Below are 24,301 nucleotides of genomic sequence, written 5' to 3' on the forward strand. Positions count from 1 at the left end.
AAAACGTTACTGATCGTCTTGATGGGGCTGGCGTTCTAGGGCGCCCACCAGGGCCGCAGCGGCAGGCCGCCGTCGTTGCCGCGGTCGTCGAGTTTGACGGCCAGAACCTGGTGTAGCTGAACCACATTCGTCTCGAAGCCGAGCCGGGAGCCGGCCATGTACAGGCCCCACACCTTGGCGGTGGGGAGCCCGACCTCGGCGACCGCCTCGTCCCAGTGCTCGACCAGGTTGGCGCACCAGTCGCGCAGCGTCATCGCATAGTGGTTGCGCAGGTTCTCCTCGTGCATGACCTCCAGGCCGACGTCCTGCACCTCGGTGATGATGCGCCCCGAGCCGGTCAGCTCGCCGTCCGGAAACACGTAGCGGTCGATGAACCCGCCTGCGGCCGCTCCGCTTCGGTTGTCATGGCGGGTGATGCAGTGGTTGAGCAGGAGCGCACCGGTACGCATCTTCGACTTCAGGAAACCGAAGTACGACGGGTAGTTGTGCACGCCGATGTGCTCGGTCAGGCCGATCGAGGACACCGCGTCGAACCCGGTTTCGGCGATGTCGCGGTAGTCGCTGTGACGCACCTCGGCGAGGTCCTCGAGACCTTCCTTGACGATGGCCTCCTGCGCCCACCGGGCCTGCTCCATGGACAGCGTCACCCCGAGCGCATTGACACCGTGGCGCGCGGCGTATCGCACCATGCCGCCCCAGCCGCAGCCGACGTCGAGCAGGCGATCGCCGGGTTGCAGCCGCAGCTTCTCGAACACCAGGCGGTACTTGTTGTCCTGCGCCTCTTCCAGGCTGGCATCGGCATCCGGGTAGCACGCGCAGGTATAGGTCATCGACGGCCCGAGCACCCACTCGTAGAACGTGTTCGAAACGTCGTAGTGGTGATGGATCGCCTCGGCGTCGCGGGTCTTGCTGTGCCGCAAGCCTTCTACCACCCGCCGCCACCGCGGCAGCGCTTCCTGGGGCGGCGGCGCGATGGGCTTGAGATGCTCGATGCCGATGGACCGGACGATGTTGGCCAGCACCCGTGCGGGCGGACGCTTGAACGCCATCTTCTCGGCCAGTGCGCACAGCAGCGGGTACGGGTCGCCGGGATGCACCCCGTACAGGTCCAGGTCGCCGGACACGTAGGCGCGGGCCAGGCCCAGATCCCCCGGGGCGGTCGCCAGGTACGTGGTGCCGCGCGGGGTCTTGAGGTCCAGGCCGAGGGTGGCATCGCTGGGGCCGGAGGTACTGCCGTCGTAGGCGGTGAATTTCAGTGGCTGCGAGCCGGAGGCGAAGATCTCCAGGATCTCGGCCAGGCTGAGCTTGTGATCGCCTGCGTGCGTCGAGTGTTCTTTGAAGGTGGTCATCGCTGTTCTCCGTTCATCGGCGCAACACGGCTTTCGAGTACAGGTCAAACAGGCGTGAATCGGGGTCGTAGGACTTCTTGACGGCCTTGTAGGTCTCTCCGCCGTAGAGCTGGTCGAAATCCTCACGCGGGTAGTAGGAATCGGAATACAGGGACTTGTGTCCGTCGAGCTCGCTGACCTTGGTCTCGATCAGCTTGTTGGTGTGGCCTTCCACCGGGCCGACCGGTACCGAGGACCAGAATCCGACGTTGACGTAGGTGTGGTGGGCGCGAAGGGGATACAGAGGCCAGCCCGCGGTATGGCGGTCGTCATCGCGTAACCGCAGTGGGCACAGCCAGATCGGTTCGATCGGCACGTTCTCCAGGAACCACGCAAGGAACCGTTCACAGTTCTCGATGGGCACCTCGATGTCCTGTACCACCCGCTCGCGGGGTGGGCGTCCGTTGCGCTTTTCGATCCGGTCGGCGATGTTGAACCGCTGGTCGTAGCCGATGAGTTTCCAGTAGAAGCTGCTGCGTCGTAGCCGGCGTGGCCAGAACCGCCGGATCGTGGGGTGCTGCGCGCCGAATGCCCGCGAGCACCAGAACCAGTCGGTGTCCCACCGCCACAGGTAGTCGTGAATCGTCAGCCGGTCGTGCTTCTCACCCCGCGCGTGCTGGATCGAGCGGTAGTAGATGTCCTGGCCGGTGTAGTCGCTGACCGGCCCCGGCGTCGTCGTCTTGAAACCGACGCACAGGTAGCTCTCGTCGGCGCTGAACACCACGCCGTCGAGGTAATCGACCGGTTCGCCGTCGAGTCCACCGGTCTCGATGATCCGATCCATCGCGGCGACGAGTTCGGTCAACGAGTGAAAGCGCAGGTGGCGCAACGCGACAAATGGTGTGACGGGTTCCAGCTCGATCCGCAGCCGGGTTGAATAACCCAGCGTGCCATACGAATTGGGGAATGTCCGAAACAGGTCGGAATGCTGTTCCGGTGAGGCGGTGACGATCTCGCCTGTTCCGGTGAGAATGTCCATCTCCAGCACCGATTCGTGTGGCAGACCGTTGCGGAACGAGGTCGACTCGATGCCGAGCCCGGTGACCGCGCCACCGAGCGTGATGGTCTTGAGTTGCGGTACCACCAGCGGTGCCAGGCCGTGTGGCAGCGTCGCCGCCACCAGGTCCTCATAGGTGCACATGCCGGCCACGTCGGCGGTGCGGGCTTCGGCGTCGACCGCAATCACATCGGTCAACCCCGATACGTCCAGACCCTTGACATCGCTGCGATCTCGCGCACGGAACAGGTTCGACGTGGGCTTGGCAAGCCGCACCGTCGAATTGGGCGGTATGGCGCTGTAACTGTCCAGGAGGCGCTGCACGCCAAGGGCATGGACAGCTTGTGCGTCAGTCGTAACAACAGACACACATATACGCTAGTCGGAGGTTGCCGACGATGCGACCGCAGACACGAGTTGAAGGAGTTTCAGTCATGGGACAGGTCAGTGCGGTCAGCACGGTTCTGATCAACGCCGAGCCGGCCGCTGTGTTCGCGGCGATCGCGGACTACCAGACCGTGCGCCCGAAGATCCTCTCCTCGCACTACCGCGACTACCAGGTGCTCGAGGGTGGTCAGGGCGCCGGCACGGTGGCCAGCTGGAAGCTGCAGGCGACCGAGTCCCGGGTGCGTGACATCAAGGCGTCGGTGGACGTGGCCGGTCACACGGTGATCGAGAAGGACGCCAACTCCAGCCTGGTGACCAACTGGACCGTCGCCCCCGCGGGCGCCGGATCGTCGGTCAACCTCAAGACCAGCTGGACCGGTGCCGGCGGGGTCAAGGGCTTCTTCGAGAAGACTTTCGCGCCGCTTGGCCTGCGCAAGATCCAGGACGAGCTGCTGGCCAACCTGAAGAAGGAAGTGGAGGGCGCGTAGCGCCTGACCATCTGGGGCGGCGAGCTATCGCTGCTGGCTGCCCAGATAGGCGGCGACACCCCGGGCGATTGCCTCGGCATACTTCTGCTGGCCGTCCGGAGTCTTCATCAGTGCCGAGTCGACCGGGTTCTTCATGTTGCCGCACTCGACGAGGATCGACGGGAACTGCGCCAGGTTGAGCCCGGCGATGTCCGAGCGGGCGTCCAGGCCACCCGAACCGATGTAGGTGGCGGGTGGGATGCCCGACGCCGAAAGCTGATCGCGCATGGTCTGGGCGAACTGCACCGACGGCCCGGCCTGCACGTTGTTCAGTGGCGGCGACGAGTAGAGCACGTGGAAGCCGCGGCCGTTGGGCGGGCCGCCGTCGGCGTGGATGGACACGATGGCGTTGGGCCGCAGGGCGTTGGCCATCGAAGCTCGTTCGTCGACGCACGGCCCCAGCGCGTTGTCGTTGCCGCGCGACATGGCGGTGCGCACACCCATCTGGTTCAGGATGGCGCGTACCCGCAGAGTGGTGTCCCAGGTGAAGGTGTGCTCGGGGTACCCGTCCGCGGTGGAGGTGCCGCTGGCCTGGCAGTCCTTGGTGCCGCCGCGGCCGGTGGGCACCTGGCGGCTGATCGACGCGTCGTTGGCGCCGTTGTGGCCGGGATCGAGGAACACGATCATGCCGGCGATGTTCGAGGGAGCGGCGTTGGCGTGGGGAGCGTCGACGATCGCCGGGACAGCCGCGGCGATGAACACGCTGCTGACCATCGCGGTGCCGACACGCACGCAGGCTGGGACTCGCACGGGCGCCACGCTAGCCCGCACGCCGACTAGGCTGAAAGTCCGAATCGCCGCCGACAGGCGAGAGCAACCAAGTCGAGACCAAGACGCAATCAACACGGCAAGGGGACCACTCATGCAACCCGGAGGCACGCCCGACATGTCGGCCCTGCTGGCGCAGGCGCAGCAGGTACAGCAGCAGCTCATGGAGGCGCAGGAGGCGCTGGCCAACTCCGAGGTGCACGGCCAGGCCGGCGGCGGGCTCGTACAGGTCACGGTCAAGGGCAGCGGTGAGGTGATCGCGGTGGCGATCGACCCCAAGGTCGTTGATCCCGAGGACGTCGAGACCCTGCAGGATCTCATCGTCGGTGCCCTTGCCGATGCCTCCAATCAGGTGACCACCCTGGCGCAGAGCCGCCTGGGCCCGCTGGCCGGCGGGCTGGGTGGGTTCGGACTTCCGGGACTCTGAGTGTTTGAAGGCCCGGTCCAGGACCTGATCGACGAGCTCGGCAAGCTTCCCGGGATCGGGCCGAAGAGCGCGCAGCGGATCGCGTTTCACCTGCTGAGCGTCGAGCCGCCGGACATCGATCGGCTCACCGCGGTACTGGGCCGCGTCCGTGACGGCGTCACTTTCTGTGCGGTGTGCGGCAACGTCTCCGACGAGGAACGCTGCCGGATCTGTAAGGACCCCCGCCGCGACGGCTCGTTGGTGTGCGTGGTCGAGGAGCCGAAGGACGTGCAGGCCGTCGAGCGCACGCGCGAATTCCGCGGTCGCTACCACGTGCTGGGCGGGGCGTTGGATCCGTTGTCCGGCATCGGGCCCGACCAGTTGCGCATCCGGGAGCTGCTCAACCGGATCGGTGAACGCGTCGACGGCGTCGATGTGGCCGAGGTGATCATCGCGACCGATCCCAACACCGAGGGCGAGGCGACGGCCACCTATCTGGTCCGGATGCTGCGCGACATCCCCGGCCTGACCGTCACGCGTATCGCCTCGGGCCTGCCGATGGGCGGTGACCTGGAGTTCGCCGACGAGCTCACGCTCGGCCGGGCGCTGGCCGGCCGCCGCGCGATGGCCTGACACCTATTTGCGCCGAAACGGTATTCCAGCAGAAAAAGTGCGAGTAGCTGCCTGCTGGATTACAGCCTCGGCGAGCTTGTCTCACCCCCGCGCCAGTATCTGCGCATGGGGGAGGTATTCGTCGGCACAGAAGCCATCGCAAATGGTGTCGTGACCCGATATGAGCTGCAGCGCTGGTATCGGCCGATTTATCCGAATGTCCACACTCCCCGAAATCATGTGCCCTCATTACGGGACAGAACGGTGGGTGCGTGGCTGTGGACGCATCGCGAAGGCATCGTGTCCGGGGTCGCGGCCTCGGCACTGCACGGAGCCGAGTGGGTCGACGATGACGTCGCGATCGAGCTCATCTGGGACTGCACTCGACCACCACGCGGCATCATCGTCCGGCACGAACGTATCGCTGATGACGAGATGACCTGTGTTGCGGGCATACCGGTGACGACACCCGCACGTACGGCCTTCGACCTCGGGCGTTTCCTGCCCCGCAAGAAGGCCATCCAACGCCTGGATGCCCTGATGCGCGCGCGCCCGTTCTCCGCCGAGGAGGTGCTGTTACTGGCCAAGCGCTACCGGGGCGCACGCGGGGTGGCGAGGCTCAAAGCTGTACTGCCGTTGGTCGATGGTGGCGCGGCGTCACTTCCGGAGACCCGCCTGCGCCTGCTCTACATCGACGCCGGGCTGCCACGGCCGACAACGCAGATCACGGTCGTGGACGAGTGGGGCCGGTTGGTGCGCACACTGGACATGGGCTGGGAGGAGTTCCAGGTCGCCTCGGAGTATGACGGCGGTCAGCATCAAACGGATCGGGCACAGTACGTCAAGGATCTGCGGGTGCTGCCGAAACTTGAGCAGCTCGGATGGGATGTCATGCGAGTCATCAAGGAGGACCGCGAAGCAGACGTGGTCCAGCGGGCCTACCGGGCATTGAAGGCGCGTGGTTGGGACGGCACTCTCCGCGAAACTGTATTCCGGCCGCGAAAGTACGGGTAGCGGCCCGCTGGAATGCAGTTTCGGCGTGAGCCACTAGCGTCGAGTCATGCCCGACCTACTTCAGATGGCGCCCTCGCTCTATCGTCTGCGCATCCCCGGCGGCCAGGCTCATCTGCTCAACAGTTACCTGTGGCTGGACGGTGAAGGTGTCACGCTCATCGACACCGGTTGGCCGGACAGCTCCGGTCTGATCGCTGAGGCGCTGGCCGTGCTCGGGATGCGACGTCTGCACGTCAGGCGCATCGTGCTCACTCACTTTCACGAGGACCATTGCGGTGCCGCGGCCGAGATCGCCGATTGGGGCGATGTGGAGGTCGTCGCGGGGGCCGCGGATGCGTCCTATGTCCGCGGCGAACCGGGTCCGCTGCCGGTGCTGACCGACTCGGAGCGGACGCTCCGCCCCGACTTCGACGCGTCACCGCACGGCCCGGCCTGCCGAGTGGACCGCGTGGTCGAGGACGGCGACGTACTGGACTTCGCGGGTGGTGCCCGGGTGATCGGGGTCCCCGGCCATACCCCGGGCAGCATCGCGCTCTATCTCCCGGATGCCGACGCCGTGCTGACCGGGGACACGGTCGCCGAGTTCAACGGCCAGGTGATCGTGGGCGTTTTCAACACCGACCGCACCGAGCTCACCGACTCGGTGTCCAAACTCGCGGCCACGGGCGCGCAGCGCGCCGGATTCGGCCATGGCGAGCCGATTCTCACCGACGCCGCAGCCCACATCGCCGCTGCGGTCGATGTTTTCGCATAAAGCCGCCGCGAAACGGTATTCCGGCAGGGAAAGTGCGAGTAACGGTCTGCTGGAATACCGTTTCGGCTGAAGAGAGGCGAGCTACACCCGGCGCGGGGCCGCCAGGCGTTCGCGGCGCAGCAGGTCAACCTCGGGCAGCTCCAGCGGCGGCAGCTCACCGACCACCCGAGACAGCAGATGGTCGGCCAGTTCCGGATTGCGGGCCAGGCACGGCCCGTGCAGATAGGTCGCCACCACGCTGCCTTGCACCGCACCGTCGTAGCCGTCGCCCAAGCGGTTGCCCGCACCTTTGGTGACCGCGGCCAGCGGACGGGCATCGGAACCGAGAACCGTTCCGCCACGGTGGTTTTCGAATCCCGTCAACGGCTGGGTGAGCCCGTCGAGTAGGGGCTTGGAGGCCACCTCGCCGATGGTGCGGGCTTCTTGCGGGGAGGTGGTGACGTCGAGCAGTCCGACGCCTTCCACCCGCTCACCGGCCGACGTCTCGTACCAGTGGCCGAGGACCTGGATCGCCGCGCAGATCGCGAGCACCGGCGCACCCCGCGAAACCGCTTGCTGCAGACCGGGATACCGGATCAGGTGTTTGGTGGCCAGGCGCTGCGCATAGTCCTCGGCGCCACCGAGGGTGTACAGATCCAGCGAGTCGGGCACCGGGTCGGCCAGGGTGATCTCCACGATCTCGGCGTCGATACCGCGCAGCCGCAACCGCTGTTGCAGCACCACCGCGTTGCCGCTGTCCCCGTAGGTCCCCATCACGTCGGGCAGCACGAGCCCGATCTGCACAGCACTCACGAGATCCGCCGATTCAGTTGCAGGAACGCGGTGTAGTTGGCGATCACCTCGACATGCCCGGGCGGGCAGGAGTCGATCGCGGCGATGGTGTCGTGCACCAGTGAATGCTCGACGCCGGCGTACCCGAGCCGCACCGCGAGGTCGGTGCCGCGCTCGCCGGCGGCGACGACGACAGTGTCGTCGAAGTGTTCGAACCGGACATCCCACAGCCAGGACAGGTCCTCGCCGTCGGGCACCTGCCCGTTGACCGAGATGACGACTCCGGCGCCGTGCTTGTCCACCATGGACAGGGCTTCCTGCCAACCGGCCGGGTTCTTGGCCAGCAGGATCCGGGCGGTGTGTGTGCCGATCTGTACGGTGCGGTACCGCCCGGCGACCTCGTCGACGCCGGAGACCGCGGCTACCGCGGCAGCAGGGTCGGCGCCGAGGGCGACGGCGGCCGCGACGGCCTGGGTGGCGTTACCGCGGTTGACGGCGCCGGGCAGGGCCAGCGTCATCGGCAGGACGAGGCCGTCCGGACCGTAGATGTGGGTGTCGTCGAACCACCACTGCGGGCTGGGCCGCTTGAAGTCACTGCCGGTCGAGTACCAGTCCCGCCCGTTGCGCTCGATGATCTCGCCGGATCGCGGACAGCTCACCGAGTCGCCCGCCCAGCTGCCGCCGGCGGCCACCCACACGACATTGGGGCTGTCGTAGGCGGCCGAGGTCATCAGTACGTCGTCGCAGTTGGCCACGATCACCGCGTCGCGATGGCGGGCCAGGCCGCCGCGCAGGGTGCGTTCGATGTGGTTGATCTCACCGACCCGGTCCAGCTGGTCGCGGGACAGGTTCAGCAGGACGATCACCGCCGGCGACACCGCATCGCTGACGTGCGGGACGTGCATCTCGTCGACTTCCAGGGCGGCCAGCGTGGCTTCGCGGGCCCCGGCCAGTGCCGCCACCAGCCCGGCGTCCATGTTGGCGCCCTCGGAGTTACTGGCCACCGGGCCCACCGTGGCCAGGGCGGCCGCGGTCATCCGGGTGGTGGTCGATTTGCCGTTCGTGCCGGTCACGATCACGCTACGGCGGTCCTGGCCCAGTTGACGCAGGATCGATCGGTCCAGCGTCATCGCCACCAGGCCGCCGATCATCGCGCCCGCGCCGCGCCCGGTGACCCGCGACGCCCAGCGCGCGGTTGATCCGGCGGCCAGTGCGGCACGCCCGCGAAGGGTCAGCATTCCGGCGATTTTAGGGGCACGACACGCTGCCGCGCCGCCCGAGGTTGTCGGGCCCGCGTGCCATCCTGGCGAATATGAGCAGCGCGTGGGGCAGACCGGCGGATGAGCCGGGCGCGGGCTGGGCCGTCGTCGACGTGGAGACCACCGGGTTCCGCCCGGGTCAGGCACGTATCGTCAGCGTCGCCGCCCTCGCGGTCGGGGATGACGGAAATGTCGAGCGCAGCGTGGCCACCCTGCTGAACCCGGGGGTGGATCCCGGGCCCACCCATGTGCACGGGCTGACGGCCGAGATGTTGGAAGGCCAGCCGACGTTCGGGGCTGTCGTCAACGAATTGAGCGACATCCTGCGCGGGCGCACGCTGGTCGCGCACAACGTGGGCTTCGACTACAGCTTCCTGATCGCCGAGGCCGAGTTGGTCGGGGCCGAGCTGCCGATCGACAGCGTCATGTGCACCGTCGAGCTGGCCCGCCGGCTGGCACTGGGCACCGACAACCTGCGCCTGGAGACGCTGGCCGCGCACTGGGGCGTGAGCCAGATGAAGCCACACGATGCCCTCGATGACGCGTTGGTGCTGGCGCAGATCCTCAAGCCCACCCTGGCCCGGGCCCGGGACCGCAAGATCTGGCTGCCGCTGCGGGAGGTGAGCCGACGCAGCTGGCCCAACGGCCACATCACCCATGAGGAGCTGCGACCGCTGAAGGTCCTGGCTTCGCGGCTGCCGTGCGAGTACGCCAACCCGGGTGTCTATGTGCCGGGGCGGCCGCTCGTGCAGGGCATGCGGGTGGCGCTGTCGGCGGAGGTGGCGCGCACCCATGAGGAGCTCATCGAGCGCATCCTGCACGCCGGGCTGGCCTACACCGACCTGGTGGACCAGCAGACGTCGCTGGTGATCTGCAACGAATCCGCGCCCGATCAGGGCAAGGGTTATCAGGCCGTGGAGCTCGGTGTGCCACTCCTCGACGACGAGACGTTCATGGGCCTGCTGGCCCATGTCGTCGGTGGCGCCAACGTCGAGGAGTTCTGCGACACCCCCGCGGACAGCGATCAGTACACGCTTTTCTGATTCGCGGCCCGCCGGGGCGTCCTGAGTCAGAACCTCAGCCCAGCGCCTTGGCCTTCAGCCCGTCGAACTCGGCCTGGCTGATGGTGCCGGCATCCAGCAGCGCCTTGGCGTCGGCGATCTCCTGAGCCGGGGATCGGCCGGCCGCCTGCTTGATGTAGTCGTCGGTTTCCTTCTTGGCCGCCAGCGCCGCCGCCTGCGCGCGCTCGGACATGCCCTTACCCCGGGCGATCAGGTACACCAGCGCGGCGAGCCACGGGAGCACGATCAGGAAGACCACCCACAGAGCCTTGACCCAGCCGGAGGTCTTGTGATCACGCCAGAACAGATCGGTGAGGATCTGGAACAGGACCAGCAGGTATGCGATCCAGGCGAAGATGATCAGGAAATGCCAGAGGAAATCCCACGTTGAGCCCCAGTCCATGGACTGCTCCTTGTACTTGGCGGAGGCGCAGTGATCTACGCCGACGTCAGCTAAGCACGCGCGGCGCGGTTGACAGCAGATACGACCGCACGAAGTGATGCAGTTGTGATCGAAGTCGCGATGCCGACGCCCCAGACGGTCCGACCGCCGATCGACGCCTCGACGTAGGCCGCGGCCTGCGCCTCTTCACCTGAGGACATGGCGTGCTCGGAGTAATCCAGCACGTTGATGTCGTAGCCGATGGCTCCCAGGGCATCGACGAACGCCGCCAGCGGGCCGTTGCCGGCACCGATGATCTCGCGCTCGACGCCGTCGATCTTCACGATCGCGGTGATGGTGTCGGTGCCACCGTCCACCTCGGAGGCCACGACCTTCTGGCGAATGCGCTCCAGGGGGATGATCGGGGCCAGGTACTCCTCGGAGAACGCGTCCCAGATCTCCTTGGGCGACACCTCGCCGCCCTCGCCGTCGGTGATCTGCTGAATCGCCTGGCTGAACTCGATCTGCAGCCGGCGCGGCAGCACCAGGCCGTGGTCGGCCTTCATGATGTAGGCCACGCCGCCCTTGCCGGACTGCGAGTTCACCCGGATCACGGCCTCGTAGGTGCGGCCGACGTCCTTGGGGTCGATCGGCAGGTAGGGGACCTGCCACAGGATGTCGTCCATGTCGGCGTCGGCCTCGTCCGCGTCCACCTTCATCTGGTCCAGGCCCTTGTTGATGGCGTCCTGGTGGCTGCCGGAGAACGCGGTGTAGACCAGGTCACCGCCGTAGGGGTGACGTTCGTGCACGGGCAGCTGGTTGCAGTACTCGACCGTGCGCCGGATCTCGTCGATGTTGGAGAAGTCGATCTGCGGATCGACCCCGCGGCTGAACATGTTCAGGCCCAGGGTCACCAGGCAGACATTGCCGGTGCGCTCGCCGTTGCCGAACAGGCAGCCCTCGATCCGGTCGGCGCCGGCCTGGTAGCCCAATTCCGCTGCGGCGACGCCGGTTCCGCGGTCGTTGTGCGGGTGCAGGCTCAGGATGATCGAGTCGCGCGGGGCCAGGTGCCGGCTCATCCACTCGATCGAATCGGCGTAGACGTTCGGGGTGGCCATCTCGACGGTGGCAGGCAGGTTGACGATCAGCGGCCACTCGGGAGTGGGCTTGACGATGTCGGCGACGGCGTTGCACACCTCGACGGCGTACTCCAGCTCGGTGCCCGTGTACGACTCGGGGGAGTACTCGAAGCGCCACCGGGTCTGCGGGTACTTCTTGGCCTCCTCGACACACATCTGGGCGCCGTCGGTGGCGATCTTCTTGACGGCCTCACGGTCGGCGCGGAACACCACGCGGCGCTGCAGGATCGACGTCGAGTTGTAGAAGTGCACGATCGCCTGCGGGGCTCCCGCGCAGGCCTCGAAGGTGCGTTCGATCAGCTCGGGCCGGCACTGGGTCAGCACCTGGATGGTGACGTCGTCCGGGATCGCGCCGTCCTCGATGATCTCGCGGACGAAGTCGTAGTCGGTCTGGCTCGCTGACGGGAAGCCGACCTCGATCTCCTTGTAACCCATCCGGACCAGCAGGTCGAACATACGGCGCTTGCGCGCGGGGCTCATGGGGTCGATCAGGGCCTGGTTACCGTCGCGCAGGTCGACCGCGCACCACATGGGCGCCTTGTCGATGACGCGGTCCGGCCAGGTGCGGTCGAACGGGACGCCGGCGCCGAAGGCCGGGCTGCCGCCGGGGACCTCGTCGGCGAAGCTGCGATAGCGGCTGACCGGCATGGATGAGCCGCGCTGGGTGTTCCAGACGGGCTGTCCGGGGTTGGGGGCGCCGGCCGGCGTATTGATCGCGCGAACCGAACTGAAGGCATCTGCAGAGATGTCGGGGGTGGTCATGTTTTTGCTCCGGGAGTTGAAAGGGGACCCGACCGGCGCATCGCAAAAACCCGCGACAGGAAGCCGGTCTGATCAGACCCCGTCGCGGCGTCCGAGAAGGAGCACCCGCTGCACGCGCTCAACTGTACGCCCGGGGGATTGGTTGGCCAAAATGCTGCCAGATGCCAGCGGCCCGGCCGTTATGCCGAGAATCGGTCGGGGCCGCGGCGTCAGCGCGCACCGCCGGAACGGCCGTTGCCGAACTTGACCTTGGGTGTGGCGGTGCCAGTGCTGTGCCGGGACCCGCTCGTCGTGCTCGTGTTGGTGGAGCCCGAGTGCGGCACCGAAGATCCCGGCCGGGGTGTCGCTGAACCGGTGTCCGCGGCGTCGTCTCGACGCACGGTCTTGTCCGGCGTGGCGGTTTCAGCCGACCCGACGGCCGATGCGGCGGGGCCGTCGACCGCGCGAACAGCGACGCTCGGCGGCTGCGGCGCGGTGAGCGGCGGCAGGTTCACCGGAGCCACACCGGTGGCGTAGGCCCGTGCCCAGCCCAGCACGTTGGCGACGTAGGCCATGGAGTGGTTGTAGCGCAGCACCGCGGTGGTCTGCTGCGCCTGGTCGCGCAGGTCCGCACCATCGCTGCAGAGGTAGCGGGCCGCGGCCAGAGTGGCATCGAACAGATTGTGCGGATCGGCCCGGCCGTCGCCGTCGCCGTCGGCGCCGTGCAGCAGCCACGTGCTCGGCAGGAACTGCATGGGCCCCAGCGCGCGGGCGTAGGTCGTGCCGCCGCCAAAGCTGCTGGCGACGATGATCTCGTTGCCCGGCAGTGAGCCGTCGAGGGTGGGGCCATAGATGGGACTGACGGGGTCACCGCGTTTGTCGGCGGCGCCGCCGAACGCATGCGTGGACTCGACGTACCCGATCCCGGCGAGCAGGTTCCAGGTCACACCGCAGTCGGGTTGGCTCTGCGCCATCATGGCGTCCGCGTTCCGATAGGCCGCCAGTGCGATCGCGGGGATGCGCACCGCGCCCGGTGCCTGAACCTCCGGGGGTGGCGGTGGCCCCGTCGTAGCCGGCGCCGCGGCGGTTGGACGCGCCGACGGCGTCGCCGCCCAGGGTTGGCCGGCGAGGTCGGGCCCCGGCAGGACCGCGGCCACCGGCCGTACCCGGTTCTCCTGGGTCAGGCCGACCAGGCTGGGCGCGACGGCGACCGCGCTGGTCAACGCCATCCGAACGATCACGGCGAGGCAGGTGGAGGCGTCGCGGACCGCTCGACGGGCACGGTGGCGCATAGCACAACAGTGACACCCGCGCCGCTGCCTGCCAACTCCCGACACACCGGGCCCCATCGCCGGTCAGAGGCTCGTCGCGGCGTCCGACAAGGAGCACCCGCTGCACGCGGTGAGCTGACGTGCACTTCCCCCGATCGGGGGAACGCAACTTCACCCACCTCGCCGCCCGATCGCCCGACAGACCCAGAGCCGTCCAGGCCGCACTCTTGTCTCAGTGGCCGAACAAGCCGCAACTGAAAACCAAAACCAAACTGAGACAGAAGGATTCACGACAATGGCGAACTTCACCAAGGCTCTGGCACTGCCCGTCCTTTCCGCAGGCATCCTCGGCGCCGTCGCGCTGGGACTGGCCGGCACGGCTGCCGCTCAGGAGCCGTCCGGCTCGGGCAACCTGTACAGCCCCGACACCTACGCGACGCCGGCTCCCGGCATGAAGCCCGGTTGGCACAACCACCACGGCCCGCAGCGGATCATCAGCCTGTACGAGCAGTGACCGAAGCGGTGGTTCACACCTGCGAATCGGGGAAGGCGATCACCGACAGGAACCGGATCGGCAGTTCGATCAGGTCAACCGGTCCGTGAGCGCCTTCCCCGTCGATCTGCAGGGAATCGCCCGGCTGCAGCCGATACACCGAGCGGCTGTGGCTGTAGTCCATGACGCCTTCGAGCATGTAGATGAACTCGGTGCCGGGATGTTGGAACAGCGGGTACGTCTGACTCTTCTCGGTCAGCGTGACGTACAGACATTCCAGGCGCTTGTGCTCCCCGCGCAGGGAGCTGAGCAGTTGGTATTCATGCCCCTGCTTGGTGCCGTTGCGCACGATCTCCGGGCCGGTGCCCGCCTTGACGAATGCCGCCGGACGTTCGACGTCGGCCCCGCGGAACAGACTGGTCACCGGAACGTCGAGACCCTTGGCGAGCAGCGCCAGGGTGGACAGGCTGCATGAGGTCTGGGCGTTCTCGATCTTGGACAGCATCGCCTTGGAGATGCCCACCCGGGCGGCCATGTCGGCGACGGTGAGCCCGTGCTGCTGGCGCAGTTGACGGACGTTGCGTCCGATCGCCGCCTCGAATTCCAGTTCCTCGACCGGTTCGTTCGGATCGCGGTCGCGAGCTGTGCCGGTGTTGCGCAGCAGCGGGACGTCACTCAACTTGTACGCCCCCGGTCTATCGCATCTCCCCAGCCCCGACGTACGGGTACCGGCTCTTGAGCAAATTGTCCTCTGCGAACCGGGCGAGGAGGAAATCCGACTCGGGTATCCGCGGGTCGCAGCTGCGCCCCTCGATCACAAGGTCGGCGACCAGCCTGCCGACCGCCGGCGCGATCTTGAAGCCGTGCCCGCTGAATCCGGCCGCCACCAGCAGGCCGTCGATACCGGTCGCGGAGATGACGGGGTTCCAGTCCGGCGTGACGTCGTAGCAGCCGGCGTAGCTGCCGGTGATCGCCGCGTCGGGGAGGCCTGGAAATCGGGTGCCGACCTTGTCGACGGTCAGGTCGATGAAGTCGTCGGTGGCCCGATTCAGGTAGTCGTCCGGGTCGGCGAGCTCACAGTGCGCCAGGTCGCTGTTGCCGAACAGGATCTCCCCACCCAGCTCGGGCCGGACGTACTGCAGCGACACCAGATCGGAGAACACCGGGACTGCGCCGATCGGCACCCCGGGCGAGATGGTGACGATCTGCTCCCGAACCACCCTGATCGGCACGTCGACGCCATAGGGGGCCAGGAACGGCCGGGTCCATGCGCCGGTGGCCACGACGACGGTGCCCGCCGAAACCCTTGTGCCGTCGGCCAGTTCGACGCCGGCGGCCCGACCCCCGTCGAGCACCAGCCCGGTGACGTTGGCGCCCTGGCGGATTCGCACCCCGGCTGCCCGAGCCGTCACGGCGAACGCCTGTGCGGTCTGGTAGGCGTCACCGTATCCGCCGCGCTCCTCCCAGCCGAAGGCCGCGAACGGTTCCAGATCGGCCCACGGCCACAGCTCGGCCACCTCGGAGGCGTCGATCTCCTCGGTCTGCACCCCGACCTCGCGTTGGGCGGCAAGGCTCTTGCGCAGATTGTCGACGTTGGGTTCCCCGACGCCTACGACATAGCCGGTCTGCCGAAATCCGATGTCGGTCCCGAAATACTGTTCGGCTTTCTCGAACACCTCGAGGCCGACGGTGGCCATGGCGGCCAGCGAGCTGACCCCGTAGTGGCAGCGCACGATCCCGCTGGATTTCCCGGTCATCCCGGAGCCGACGGTATTGCGCTCCAGGACAGTCACATCGGTGACGCCGCGTTGGCTCAATGCCCAGGCCGCCGCCGCGCCCTCCAGGCCGCCACCGACGATGACCACATCTGCGGTACTCACGAGCCCGGAATCCAGTTCGTGCCCGCCAGCGGAACCCGGGCCATCGCCGCCGCCTCGATGGTCACTGCCACCAAGTCCTCGGGCTCCAGGTGGCACACGTGGGCCTTGCCGCAGGCCCGGGCGATGGTCTGGGCTTCCATGGTCAGCACGCGCAGGTAGTTGGCCAACCGTCGGCCGCCCTCGACCGGGTCGAACCGGGCGGCCAGCTCCGGGTCCTGGGTGGTGATACCGGCCGGATCGCGTCCGTCCTGGAAGTCGTCGTAGAAACCGGCCGCGCTGCCGAGCTTCTCGTACTCGGCGGCGTAGCGGGGGTGGTTGTCACCCAACGCGATCAGTGCGGCGGTGCCGATCGCGACCGCGTCGGCGCCCAGCGCCAGTGCCTTGGCCACGTCGGCGCCCGAGCGGATGCCGCCGCTCACGATCAATTGAACTTGGCGATGGACCCCCAGTTCCTGCAGGGCCTGCACCGCCTGCGGCACCGCGGCCAGGGTCGGGATGCCGACGTGTTCGATGAACACCTCCTGGGTGGCGGCGGTGCCGCCCTGCATGCCGTCGACCACCACCACATCGGCCCCGGCGTGTACGGCCAGCTTCACGTCGTAATAGGTGCGGGTGGCCCCGACCTTGACGTAGATGGGTTTCTCCCAGTCCGTGATCTCCCGCAGCTCATTGATCTTGATGGTGAGATCGTCGGGACCGGTCCAGTCCGGGTGCCGGCACGCACTGCGCTGGTCGATCCCCTCGGGCAGGGTGCGCATCTGGGCCACCCGCGGGGAGATCTTCTGCCCCAACAGCATTCCGCCGCCGCCGGGCTTGGCGCCTTGGCCCAGCACCACCTCGATGGCGTCGGCCTTGCGCAGGTCGTCGGGGTTCATCCCGTAGCGCGACGGCAGGTACTGGTACACCAGGTGCTTGCTCTGCCCGCGCTCCTCAGGCGTCATGCCGCCGTCGCCGGTGGTGGTCGACGTGCCCGCCTCGCTGGCCCCGCGGCCCAGGGCCTCCTTGGCCGGCCCGGACAGCGCGCCGAAGCTCATGCCCGCGATGGTGACCGGGATATCCAGGTGCAGAGGATGTTTGGCGTGCCGGTTGCCGAGGATCACGTCGGTGCCGCAGCGTTCCCGGTAGCCCTCCAGCGGGTAGCGCGACATCGACGCACCCAGGAACAGCAGGTCGTCAAAATGCGGCAGCCGTCGCTTGGCACCCCAACCGCGGATGTCGTAGATGCCGGTCTCGGCGGCGCGCTGGATGTCGGCGATCGTGGATCGATCGAAGGTGGCGGATTCGCGCATCAGTACTCACTCGCATTGTCGACGTGGAAGTGGTAGAGGTTCCGGGCTGAGCCGTAACGGGTATAGCCCGCGGTGTCGTCGTCGCTGAAGCCACTGGCTGCCAACAACTCCGCGAGTTCGGCATGGTGCTCGGCACGCATCGGTTTGGCGATGCAGTCGGCGCCCAGGGAAGCCACCTCGCCGCGCACGTAGATGCGGGCCTCATAGATCGAATCGCCCAGCGCCTCTCCGGCGTCGCCGCGCACTACGAGCCGGCCGGCCTGGGCCATGAACGCGCTCATGTGGCCGATGCTGCCGCCCACCACGATGTCCACGCCTTTCATCGAGATGCCGCACCGCGCAGCGGCGTCTCCCTCGATGACCAGCAGCCCGCCGTGCGCCGTCGCACCCGCGGACTGTGAGGCATTTCCGGTGACGCGGACCGTGCCGCTCATCATGTTCTCGGCCACCCCGGTCCCGGCGTTGCCGTTGATCGTGACCTCGGCGAGCTGGTTCATCCCGGCGGCGTAGTAGCCGACGTGGCCTTCGACCGTCACCCGCAACGGGGCGTTGAGGCCGACGGCCACATTGTGTGCGCCGTCGGGGTGCGCGATGACGTAGTCACCCTCGACGCCCGGCTGATGCAATGCGGCGTTGACCTCACGCAATGGTGTTGTGCGCAGGTCAAACCCAACTAACGTGTCCATGCGTAGACCACCTCCGGTTCCGGTTCCCAAATGCGTGCCTGCTCGACCCCGGGGAGCCCGGCCAGCGCGCGGTACTCACTGGCCATCGCCACCCAGTCGGCCGTCTCGGCGATCACCGCTGGCTTGCACGCGATGGCGTCACGCACCACCGCGAATGAGTCGTGATCGGAGACCAGCAGGGTGTAGAAGCCATCAAAGGCTGCGAGGAGCTCCTTGAGCGCGGTCGCCACATCCCGGCCCGCGGCCAGCTGCTCGGCCACGAACCGGGCGCCCACCTCGGTGTCGTTCTCGCTGTCGAACGCCACCCCGGCCCGGCGCAGCTCGCGGCGGATGGTGGCGTGGTTGGCGAAAGACCCGTTGTGCACCAGGCACTGTCCGGGGCCGACGGTGTACGGATGGCAGCCCGACGGCGTCACCGCCGACTCGGTGGCCATCCGGGTATGGCCGACGCCCTGCCAGCCCTGCGCCTTGGCCAGGCCCCAGGCCTCGGTGAGGGCGCGCGGATGACCGACCCCTTTGAGCACCGCCAGATCGGCGCCGAACCCCGAGATCAACGCGGTCGGGTAAGCCGCCCGCACCAGGCTCAGCAGTTCCTCGGAGTCCATGTCGGCCGACAGCAGGTAGGTCGAATCCACCTGCACCACATCCACATCCGGACCCAGCTCGGGTGCCTCGGCGATATCGGTGACCGAGACGCAGCCCTGCCCGTACGGCGACCACTCCGGGTCCCCGTAGACCGCGATTCCCGCCGAGTCGGCACCGCGGTCGGACATCTCGCCCAGCATCGCGGCCAGCAGTTCGCCGAGCCGCGGGTACAGCTCTGGTGTGCGCAGGTGTAGCCCCACGATCCCGCACATGTTGTTCTCCCTTCTAGAAAGCCGTCAGGTATTGGTCGATTTCCCACGGCGTGACGGTGCCGTGGTAGGCGAAGAACTCCTCGCGTTTGACGCCGGCGAAGTAGGAGGCGACCCCGTCGCCCGCGACGTCGAGCACGCCGGTGACGATCGGATCGGTCTCCAGTGATTCGATCGCGTGCAGCAGCGTGGGTGGCAGGGCCGCCGGTCCCTGGGCCCCCACCGCTCCCGGGTCGAGGCTGCGCTTGACGCCGTCGAGCCCGGCGCCCAACGCCGCGGCGATGGCGAGATAGGGATTGGCCGAGCCGTCGCCGCCGCGCAATTCGATTCGTTGACTGTCGGGCACGCGGATGTAGTGGGTGCGGTCGTTGCCGCCGTAGCTGGGCTTGCGAGGGGCCCACGAGGCGCCTGATGCGGTCGAGATGGCACCGGTTCGCTTGTAGGAGTTGACGGTTGGCGCGACGACGGACTGCAGCGCGCAGGCGTGGTCGAGGATGCCGCCGATGAACGCGTACGCCGTCTCGGACAGGCCGAGGCCCCGCTCGTCGGCGTCGGCGGGGAAGACCGGCGTCCCGGCGCTGGTCAGTGACAGGTGCAGGTGCAGCCCGCTGCCGGTGCGGTCGGCGAACGGCTTGGGCATGAAGGTGGCCACCATGTCCCGTTCGGCGGCGATCATCGACAGCAGGTAGCGCAGTGTGATCACCCGGTCGGCGGTGGTCAGCGCGTCGGAGAACTCGAAGTTCTGCTCGAACTGCCCGTTGCCGTCCTCGTGGTCGTTGGCGTAGTTGGACCAGCCGAGGCTGTTCATCGCGGTGGAGATCGCGGTGAGGTGGTCGTACATCCGGGTGACGCCGCGCGCGTCGTAACAGGGTTGGGCGGCCGTGTCCGCGGCGTCGGCGGTGGCCAGGGCGCCATCGGCGTTGCGGCGCAGCAGGAAGTACTCGACCTCGGCGCCGACCCAGGGTTCGAATCCCGCGTCGGCGGCGCGCTGGATCAGGCCCTTGAGGATGACCCGCGGCGCGTACGGCCACGGTGCGCCGCCGACGTGGGGGTCGCAGTGCACCAGGGCCAGGCCTTCTTTGATGAACGGTATCGGGGTGAACGATGCGGGATCGGGGATGGCGATCAGGTCGGGGTCTTTGGGTTCCTGGCCCATGGCGCCGACGGCGTAGCCAGCGAAGCCGACGCCCTCGGTGGCCAGAAGCTCGACCGATTCGACGGGAACCAGTTTGGCGCAAGGCTTTCCGCGCAGGTCGACGAACAGCGCGAGGATGAATTTGGTACCGGATTGTTCGGCGAGGGCGGCGAGATCGGAGGGCATAGCACCAGCACTTTCGTCTCTTGATATGAATCAAAGTATCACAGTAGGAAACATCGGCAAGCCGAGGAAACCCCGGTCACCGGCTGCCGTGAGAGCGGCCCACGGCAGCCGGGCCGGGGAATCGTGGGTCAGGTCAGGCGAATTCGAGCTCGTAGGCCGAATCCCGGTGGAACGTGGTGTCGATACCTTTCTCCTCTGCCTCGGGGGAGATGCGGATACCCATGGTTTTCTTGAGCACGTAGGCGATGACGAACGCGACCACGAACGAGTAGGCGGCCACCGCGCCCGCGGCGATCGCCTGTTTCCACAGCTGGTCGAGGCCCCCGCCGTAGAACAGGCCACTGACCTTGCTGGGCATGGCTTCGCTGGCCAGGAAGCCGATCAGGAGGGTGCCGATCACGCCGCCGACCAGGTGGACACCCACGACGTCAAGGGAGTCGTCGTAGCCGAGCTTCTCCTTGAGGCCCACCGCGAGCACGCACACCGCACCGGCGATGGCGCCCAGGATGATGGCGCCGACCGGCGTCACCGCACCGCAGGCCGGGGTGATGGCCACCAGGCCGGCGATGGCGCCAGAAGCGGCGCCCACGCCGGTGACGTGGCCGGTCTTGACCTTTTCGACCGCGATCCACGCCAGGGTGGCCGCACAGGTGGCAACGAAGGTGGTGACCATCACGATGGCCGCGGAATTGCCTGCGGCGAGCGCGGATCCGCCGTTGAAGGCGTACCAGCCGGCCCACAGCATTCCGGCGCCCAGCAGGGTCAGCGGGACATTGTGCGGCTTGCGTAGCTGGCCGAACAGGGCGGACTTGCCCAGGACGATGGCCAGCGCCAGGGCGGCCGCGCCGGCGTTGATGTGCACGGCGGTACCGCCGGCGAAGTCGATGGCGTGCAGCTTGTTGGCGATCCAGCCGCCGACTGAGTCGTCCGAGAACGTCTTGTCAAAGGCGAACACCCAGTGTGCGACAGGGAAGTACACCAAGACGGCCCACACGCCGGCGAATACCATCCACGCGCCGAACTTCATCCGGTCGGCGACCGCGCCGGAGATCAGCGCCACGGTGATGGCTGCGAAAAGTGCCTGGAACAACGAGAACAGGCTGACCGGAAGGCCGTTGACCGAGGTCATCGGCTCCACCAGATCCTTCATGCCGGCGAATTCGGTGAAGCTACCGACCAACCCGGTGCCGCCGATCGAGCTGCCGAAGGCCATCGAGAAGCCGAACAGCACCCACAGCACGCCCACCAGGGCGACCGCGCCGAACGTCATCATCATCATGTTGGTCGAGCTCTTGACCGAGACCATGCCGCCGTAGAACAGGGCAAGGCCGGGGATCATCAGCGTGAGGCCGATGATGCAACACAGCATGAACGCCGTGGTTCCTGTATCCATCAACATCTCCTGGGGGTGGCGGCCCGGACGGGCCGATCACTGGGAGTTGACGACGTTTCTGTTACGCGGACCGGCTCGTTGTGTTGCGGTGACGTAAACCTCGGCGCTGCCCGGCGGTGAGGACCCCGTTACGGAACGTTCATCGACAGAAACGCTCGGGAAATCCGTATACCGCACCGTATACAGCCATGAATACAGCGCACGCCGAACATCATTCGGCGCTTGGTGAGGAGTACGAGAACGAGCCCGTCCCGGTGTCCGCCCGGAAATCACTGTTCGCGGTGTCGGCGGTGTGGGTCGGATTCCCGATGATCATGACCTCGGCGGTGTTCGCCGGCATCGTCGTCTACAACCTCGGCTTCGTCGCCGGAATGGCGGCGATCCTCGTCGGCGACCTCATCCTGATGGGCTACGTGGGCACGCTGAGCTACCTGGCCGGTCGCTCCGGTAAGAACTTCGCGCTCACGGCGGCGGACACCTTCGGAGCCAAAGGCTTTCGCATCGTGTCGGCATTCCTGTCCGCGCTGGTGATCGGCTGGTTCGCCTTCCAGACCGGCATGGTGGGCTCGACGCTCAACCTGTCCATGGGGTGGAGCGCGCCGTGGATCACTCTGCTGGCCGGGGTGCTGTTCGTGGCGCTGACCTTCGTCGGGATCCGGGCGATCTCGTGGATCGGCGTGGTCGCATCGGTCCTGTTCATCCCGCTCGGTGTGGTCGCCGTGGTGTTGGCGGCGGCCGACCGCGGCATCGGCTCGGCCCTGTCCTACGGCGGTGGAGCCGGGGCGAGCGCGTTCAGTTTCGGTGTCGCCGTGACGATGGTCTTCGCGTGCTTCGCCGACTCGGGAACCATGACCGCCGATTTCACGCGGTGGGCCCGCAACGGTAGGGAAGGTGCACTGGCGGCGTTCGCCGCATTCCCGGTGGCCTACTTCATCGCTCAGCTGGCCGGCGCGCTCGTGGTCGCACTCGGTGCCGCCGCCGCGGCCGACACCGCCGGAGGCGACTTCCTGCATGTCCTGGTCAGCGCCGGGGGAGTCCTGGTGCCGCTGGCGATCGTGTTCGTCTTCGTCAACCTGGGCAGCGTGTGTGCACACTGCCTGTACAACGGGGCTGTCGGATTCGGCAATATCACCGGAAAGACCATGCGCCAGTTGACGATCGTGCTCGGCATCATCGGAACAGTCGCCGCCGTCGCCGGCATCTGGTCGTACTTCGCAACCTGGCTGAACATCCTCGGGGTGCTGGTACCCCCGATCGGCATCGTGCTCATCCTCGACCAGCTGGTGTTCTCCGCCAGGCGCACGTCGTCGACCGCCGGGCTCTACTGGAAGCCGTTCGCCGCATGGGTGATCGGCGCCGGGGGAGCGCTGCTGACGCACTTCTACGCTCCTCAGCTGTCCGATGCGGTGGTGGCGATGGTTGTCGGCGGCCTGGCCTTCACCGCTCTGGCGTACCTGCCGGTGCGCACCGAGCAACCCGTTCTCGTGGGAGAAGCAGTATGACCGTGACGATTCAGGCCAACCCCTATGCGTGGCCCTACGACGGTGACATCCCCACCGGGCGAACGGCGTTGATCAACATCGACTGGCAGGTCGATTTCTGCGGTGAGGGCGGATACGTCGACACCATGGGCTACGACCTGTCCCTGGTGCGTACCCCGCTCGGCCCCGCGCAGGAGGTGCTCGCGGCGGCCCGCGCCGCCGGGCTGTTCATCGTCCACACCCGTGAGGGCCATCGGCCCGACCTGTCGGACCTGCCTGCCAACAAGCGCTGGCGCTCGGCCCAGATCGGTGCCGAGATCGGCTCGGCCGGGCCGTGCGGACGGATCCTGACCCAGGGCGAGCCGGGCTGGCAGTTGGTACCAGAGATGGCCGCTCTGCCAGGCGAACCCGTCATCGACAAGCCGGGCAAGGGAAGCTTCTACGCGACGGATCTGGAACTGGTGCTGCGCAGCCGCGGCATCACGCACATCATCTTCACCGGGATCACCACCGACGTCTGCGTGCACACCACCATGCGTGACGCCAACGACCGCGGATACGAATGCCTCGTCGTCTCCGACGCCACCGGTGCCACCGACTACGCCAACCACGTTGCGGCGCTGAACATGATCACCATGCAGGGCGGGGTGTTCGGGGCGCATGCCACCAGCTCCGATGTGGTGGCCGCGCTCAAGGAACTGCAATGACCACGGCCCAAGTGGAGGAACCGGTCTCCCTGCGCGACCGCGTCTACCTCGACCTCGGCAAGAAGCTCATGGTCGGTGAGATCGACCATCGCACCCGGCTGGTCGAGTCCCAGCTGTGCGAGACGCTCAACGTCAGCCGGACCCCGCTGAGAGAGGCACTGGTCCGGCTGCACGCCGACGGCATGCTCGAACGCAGGCCCGACGGGTACTACCCGGTCGCGCTGGATATCCCGGGCGTCCGCGACCTCTACGAGCTGCGCATCACCATCGAACTGCGCGGCATCACCCGGATCCTGGAAACCGATGAGCTGCACTACGACAAGGACCGGCTCGCGACATTGCGCGCGGAGTGGCTGGATCTGAAGGCCAGCCCGCCCCCACCGGACGGTGACATGGTGCTGCGCGACGAGTCATTCCACCTCGAGCTGTGCGCGGCATCCGGGAACAAGGCGATGGTGGCCACGCTCGACAACCTCAACCGGCGGATCCGGCTGATCCGGATGTATGACTTCGTCACCGAGGAACGGGTGATTGCCACGATCGACGAGCACCTTCAGATCGTCGACCTCCTGCTCGATGATCAGCTCGACGCCGGCCACACCGCCTTGCATGAGCATGTCGGGGCGAGTTTCGACGTGGTCGAGCGGCGTGCACTGCGAGCGCTGAGCGCCCGAGCGCTCGGCCAGTCCGTCACCTCGCTGGAGGCACTCTGGAAGTAGC

Annotated in this window: 25 protein-coding genes; 10 read left to right on the plus strand and 15 right to left on the minus strand. The window is 67.3% G+C overall.

The window, feature by feature from the left end:
* Nucleotides 1-35: 35 nt before the first annotated feature.
* Both ACWEFV_RS27925 and ACWEFV_RS27930 read right to left on the minus strand, forming a co-directional pair.
* Nucleotides 36-1,349, minus strand: a complete 1,314-nt coding sequence (locus ACWEFV_RS27925) for a class I SAM-dependent methyltransferase (protein WP_450072550.1) — start codon at nucleotides 1,347-1,349, stop codon at nucleotides 36-38.
* Between the two features lie 13 nt (nucleotides 1,350-1,362).
* The gene (locus tag ACWEFV_RS27930) at nucleotides 1,363-2,754 is read right to left on the minus strand and encodes an FAD-binding oxidoreductase (RefSeq protein ID WP_450072551.1); all 1,392 of its coding nucleotides are present in this window, start codon (nucleotides 2,752-2,754) and stop codon (nucleotides 1,363-1,365) included.
* Between the two features lie 65 nt (nucleotides 2,755-2,819).
* Here ACWEFV_RS27930 and ACWEFV_RS27935 point away from each other — a divergent pair, with 65 nt between their 5' ends.
* Nucleotides 2,820-3,260, plus strand: coding sequence for an SRPBCC family protein (locus tag ACWEFV_RS27935; RefSeq protein ID WP_135459321.1), 441 nt, complete (start codon nucleotides 2,820-2,822; stop codon nucleotides 3,258-3,260).
* A 24-nt stretch (nucleotides 3,261-3,284) separates the two neighbouring features.
* On the opposite strand, the gene ACWEFV_RS27940 is transcribed toward ACWEFV_RS27935, so the two are convergent.
* On the minus strand, nucleotides 3,285-4,013 hold the full coding sequence (locus ACWEFV_RS27940; protein ID WP_167858209.1) for an Rv3717 family N-acetylmuramoyl-L-alanine amidase: 729 nt from the start codon (nucleotides 4,011-4,013) through the stop codon (nucleotides 3,285-3,287).
* Nucleotides 4,014-4,161: 148 nt separating this feature from the next.
* Here ACWEFV_RS27940 and ACWEFV_RS27945 point away from each other — a divergent pair, with 148 nt between their 5' ends.
* From ACWEFV_RS27945 to ACWEFV_RS27960, 4 genes are all read left to right on the plus strand, one after another.
* Complete coding sequence (locus ACWEFV_RS27945; RefSeq protein ID WP_135459319.1) at nucleotides 4,162-4,494, plus strand: YbaB/EbfC family nucleoid-associated protein; 333 nt, start codon at nucleotides 4,162-4,164, stop codon at nucleotides 4,492-4,494.
* Entirely contained in the window at nucleotides 4,495-5,106 is a 612-nt protein-coding gene (gene recR / locus ACWEFV_RS27950) for a recombination mediator RecR (RefSeq protein WP_135459316.1), read from the plus strand. It abuts the gene before it with no gap.
* 105 nt (nucleotides 5,107-5,211) lie between these two features.
* Nucleotides 5,212-6,099 (plus strand): hypothetical protein, encoded by an 888-nt coding sequence (locus tag ACWEFV_RS27955; protein WP_450072552.1) that lies wholly within the window; start codon nucleotides 5,212-5,214, stop codon nucleotides 6,097-6,099.
* Nucleotides 6,100-6,145: 46 nt separating this feature from the next.
* On the plus strand, nucleotides 6,146-6,853 hold the full coding sequence (locus ACWEFV_RS27960) for an MBL fold metallo-hydrolase (RefSeq protein ID WP_450072553.1): 708 nt from the start codon (nucleotides 6,146-6,148) through the stop codon (nucleotides 6,851-6,853).
* An 81-nt stretch (nucleotides 6,854-6,934) separates the two neighbouring features.
* On the opposite strand, the gene ACWEFV_RS27965 is transcribed toward ACWEFV_RS27960, so the two are convergent.
* Both ACWEFV_RS27965 and ACWEFV_RS27970 read right to left on the minus strand, forming a co-directional pair.
* Complete coding sequence (locus tag ACWEFV_RS27965) at nucleotides 6,935-7,636, minus strand: type 1 glutamine amidotransferase (RefSeq protein WP_135460318.1); 702 nt, start codon at nucleotides 7,634-7,636, stop codon at nucleotides 6,935-6,937.
* Between the two features lie 5 nt (nucleotides 7,637-7,641).
* Entirely contained in the window at nucleotides 7,642-8,862 is a 1,221-nt protein-coding gene (locus ACWEFV_RS27970) for a MurT ligase domain-containing protein (protein ID WP_450072554.1), read from the minus strand.
* Nucleotides 8,863-8,936: 74 nt separating this feature from the next.
* Here ACWEFV_RS27970 and ACWEFV_RS27975 point away from each other — a divergent pair, with 74 nt between their 5' ends.
* Nucleotides 8,937-9,926 carry a DEDDh family exonuclease gene (locus tag ACWEFV_RS27975; RefSeq protein ID WP_450072555.1) on the plus strand — a complete coding sequence of 330 codons (990 nt, stop codon included), beginning with the start codon at nucleotides 8,937-8,939 and terminating at the stop codon, nucleotides 9,924-9,926.
* A gap of 34 nt (nucleotides 9,927-9,960) precedes the next feature.
* Here the strand turns inward: ACWEFV_RS27975 and ACWEFV_RS27980 are convergent, their stop codons facing one another.
* From ACWEFV_RS27980 to ACWEFV_RS27990, 3 genes are all read right to left on the minus strand, one after another.
* Nucleotides 9,961-10,347, minus strand: coding sequence for an SHOCT domain-containing protein (locus tag ACWEFV_RS27980; protein WP_135459305.1), 387 nt, complete (start codon nucleotides 10,345-10,347; stop codon nucleotides 9,961-9,963).
* A 50-nt stretch (nucleotides 10,348-10,397) separates the two neighbouring features.
* Nucleotides 10,398-12,227, minus strand: coding sequence for a 2-isopropylmalate synthase (leuA, locus tag ACWEFV_RS27985; protein WP_135459303.1), 1,830 nt, complete (start codon nucleotides 12,225-12,227; stop codon nucleotides 10,398-10,400).
* A 209-nt stretch (nucleotides 12,228-12,436) separates the two neighbouring features.
* Complete coding sequence (locus ACWEFV_RS27990; protein ID WP_450072556.1) at nucleotides 12,437-13,498, minus strand: lytic transglycosylase domain-containing protein; 1,062 nt, start codon at nucleotides 13,496-13,498, stop codon at nucleotides 12,437-12,439.
* A 274-nt stretch (nucleotides 13,499-13,772) separates the two neighbouring features.
* Between ACWEFV_RS27990 and ACWEFV_RS27995 the strand changes: the two genes are divergently transcribed.
* Nucleotides 13,773-13,991, plus strand: a complete 219-nt coding sequence (locus ACWEFV_RS27995) for a hypothetical protein (RefSeq protein ID WP_450072557.1) — start codon at nucleotides 13,773-13,775, stop codon at nucleotides 13,989-13,991.
* Nucleotides 13,992-14,004: 13 nt separating this feature from the next.
* Here ACWEFV_RS27995 and ACWEFV_RS28000 read toward each other — a convergent pair whose 3' ends face one another.
* From ACWEFV_RS28000 to ACWEFV_RS28030, 7 genes are all read right to left on the minus strand, one after another.
* Nucleotides 14,005-14,649: a helix-turn-helix domain-containing protein gene (locus tag ACWEFV_RS28000; RefSeq protein ID WP_135459298.1), complete on the minus strand. Its 645-nt coding sequence runs from the start codon at nucleotides 14,647-14,649 to the stop codon at nucleotides 14,005-14,007.
* Between the two features lie 16 nt (nucleotides 14,650-14,665).
* Nucleotides 14,666-15,850 (minus strand): NAD(P)/FAD-dependent oxidoreductase, encoded by a 1,185-nt coding sequence (locus ACWEFV_RS28005; protein WP_450072558.1) that lies wholly within the window; start codon nucleotides 15,848-15,850, stop codon nucleotides 14,666-14,668.
* Nucleotides 15,847-17,139, minus strand: coding sequence for an FMN-binding glutamate synthase family protein (locus ACWEFV_RS28010; RefSeq protein ID WP_450072559.1), 1,293 nt, complete (start codon nucleotides 17,137-17,139; stop codon nucleotides 15,847-15,849). Before ACWEFV_RS28010 ends, ACWEFV_RS28005 begins: the two co-directional genes overlap by 4 nt.
* Nucleotides 17,139-17,825: a protein glxC gene (locus tag ACWEFV_RS28015; protein WP_450072560.1), complete on the minus strand. Its 687-nt coding sequence runs from the start codon at nucleotides 17,823-17,825 to the stop codon at nucleotides 17,139-17,141. Before ACWEFV_RS28015 ends, ACWEFV_RS28010 begins: the two co-directional genes overlap by 1 nt.
* Nucleotides 17,813-18,682 carry a glutamine amidotransferase gene (locus ACWEFV_RS28020; RefSeq protein ID WP_450072561.1) on the minus strand — a complete coding sequence of 290 codons (870 nt, stop codon included), beginning with the start codon at nucleotides 18,680-18,682 and terminating at the stop codon, nucleotides 17,813-17,815. The genes ACWEFV_RS28015 and ACWEFV_RS28020 overlap by 13 nt, the downstream gene beginning before the upstream one ends.
* Before the next feature lie 13 nt (nucleotides 18,683-18,695).
* Complete coding sequence (glnT, locus tag ACWEFV_RS28025) at nucleotides 18,696-20,000, minus strand: type III glutamate--ammonia ligase (RefSeq protein WP_450072562.1); 1,305 nt, start codon at nucleotides 19,998-20,000, stop codon at nucleotides 18,696-18,698.
* Between the two features lie 133 nt (nucleotides 20,001-20,133).
* Nucleotides 20,134-21,393, minus strand: a complete 1,260-nt coding sequence (locus tag ACWEFV_RS28030; protein WP_450072563.1) for an ammonium transporter — start codon at nucleotides 21,391-21,393, stop codon at nucleotides 20,134-20,136.
* 188 nt (nucleotides 21,394-21,581) lie between these two features.
* Here ACWEFV_RS28030 and ACWEFV_RS28035 point away from each other — a divergent pair, with 188 nt between their 5' ends.
* From ACWEFV_RS28035 to ACWEFV_RS28045, 3 genes are read left to right on the plus strand one after another with little or no spacing between them, the layout of a single operon-like run.
* Nucleotides 21,582-22,895 (plus strand): cytosine permease, encoded by a 1,314-nt coding sequence (locus tag ACWEFV_RS28035; RefSeq protein ID WP_450072564.1) that lies wholly within the window; start codon nucleotides 21,582-21,584, stop codon nucleotides 22,893-22,895.
* Nucleotides 22,892-23,581, plus strand: coding sequence for a biuret amidohydrolase (gene biuH, locus ACWEFV_RS28040; protein ID WP_450072565.1), 690 nt, complete (start codon nucleotides 22,892-22,894; stop codon nucleotides 23,579-23,581). Before ACWEFV_RS28035 ends, biuH begins: the two co-directional genes overlap by 4 nt.
* Nucleotides 23,578-24,300 (plus strand): GntR family transcriptional regulator, encoded by a 723-nt coding sequence (locus ACWEFV_RS28045; RefSeq protein WP_450072566.1) that lies wholly within the window; start codon nucleotides 23,578-23,580, stop codon nucleotides 24,298-24,300. Before biuH ends, ACWEFV_RS28045 begins: the two co-directional genes overlap by 4 nt.
* The last annotated feature ends 1 nt before the right edge of the window (nucleotide 24,301 follow it).

This window comes from Mycobacterium sp. NPDC004974, assembly GCF_053600815.1.

Coding starts and splice junctions, on each gene's coding strand:
- ACWEFV_RS27925 (WP_450072550.1), bottom strand. CDS start 1,349: ATGACCACCTTCAAAGAACACTCGACGCACGCAGGCGATCACAAGCTC.
- ACWEFV_RS27935 (WP_135459321.1), top strand. CDS start 2,820: ATGGGACAGGTCAGTGCGGTCAGCACGGTTCTGATCAACGCCGAGCCG.
- ACWEFV_RS27940 (WP_167858209.1), bottom strand. CDS start 4,013: ATGGTCAGCAGCGTGTTCATCGCCGCGGCTGTCCCGGCGATCGTCGAC.
- ACWEFV_RS27945 (WP_135459319.1), top strand. CDS start 4,162: ATGCAACCCGGAGGCACGCCCGACATGTCGGCCCTGCTGGCGCAGGCG.
- ACWEFV_RS27955 (WP_450072552.1), top strand. CDS start 5,212: ATGGGGGAGGTATTCGTCGGCACAGAAGCCATCGCAAATGGTGTCGTG.
- ACWEFV_RS27960 (WP_450072553.1), top strand. CDS start 6,146: ATGCCCGACCTACTTCAGATGGCGCCCTCGCTCTATCGTCTGCGCATC.
- ACWEFV_RS27970 (WP_450072554.1), bottom strand. CDS start 8,862: ATGCTGACCCTTCGCGGGCGTGCCGCACTGGCCGCCGGATCAACCGCG.
- ACWEFV_RS27975 (WP_450072555.1), top strand. CDS start 8,937: ATGAGCAGCGCGTGGGGCAGACCGGCGGATGAGCCGGGCGCGGGCTGG.
- ACWEFV_RS27980 (WP_135459305.1), bottom strand. CDS start 10,347: ATGGACTGGGGCTCAACGTGGGATTTCCTCTGGCATTTCCTGATCATC.
- leuA (WP_135459303.1), bottom strand. CDS start 12,227: ATGACCACCCCCGACATCTCTGCAGATGCCTTCAGTTCGGTTCGCGCG.
- ACWEFV_RS27990 (WP_450072556.1), bottom strand. CDS start 13,498: ATGCGCCACCGTGCCCGTCGAGCGGTCCGCGACGCCTCCACCTGCCTC.
- ACWEFV_RS27995 (WP_450072557.1), top strand. CDS start 13,773: ATGGCGAACTTCACCAAGGCTCTGGCACTGCCCGTCCTTTCCGCAGGC.
- ACWEFV_RS28010 (WP_450072559.1), bottom strand. CDS start 17,139: ATGCGCGAATCCGCCACCTTCGATCGATCCACGATCGCCGACATCCAG.
- ACWEFV_RS28015 (WP_450072560.1), bottom strand. CDS start 17,825: ATGGACACGTTAGTTGGGTTTGACCTGCGCACAACACCATTGCGTGAG.
- ACWEFV_RS28020 (WP_450072561.1), bottom strand. CDS start 18,682: ATGTGCGGGATCGTGGGGCTACACCTGCGCACACCAGAGCTGTACCCG.
- glnT (WP_450072562.1), bottom strand. CDS start 20,000: ATGCCCTCCGATCTCGCCGCCCTCGCCGAACAATCCGGTACCAAATTC.
- ACWEFV_RS28030 (WP_450072563.1), bottom strand. CDS start 21,393: ATGGATACAGGAACCACGGCGTTCATGCTGTGTTGCATCATCGGCCTC.
- ACWEFV_RS28035 (WP_450072564.1), top strand. CDS start 21,582: ATGAATACAGCGCACGCCGAACATCATTCGGCGCTTGGTGAGGAGTAC.
- biuH (WP_450072565.1), top strand. CDS start 22,892: ATGACCGTGACGATTCAGGCCAACCCCTATGCGTGGCCCTACGACGGT.
- ACWEFV_RS28045 (WP_450072566.1), top strand. CDS start 23,578: ATGACCACGGCCCAAGTGGAGGAACCGGTCTCCCTGCGCGACCGCGTC.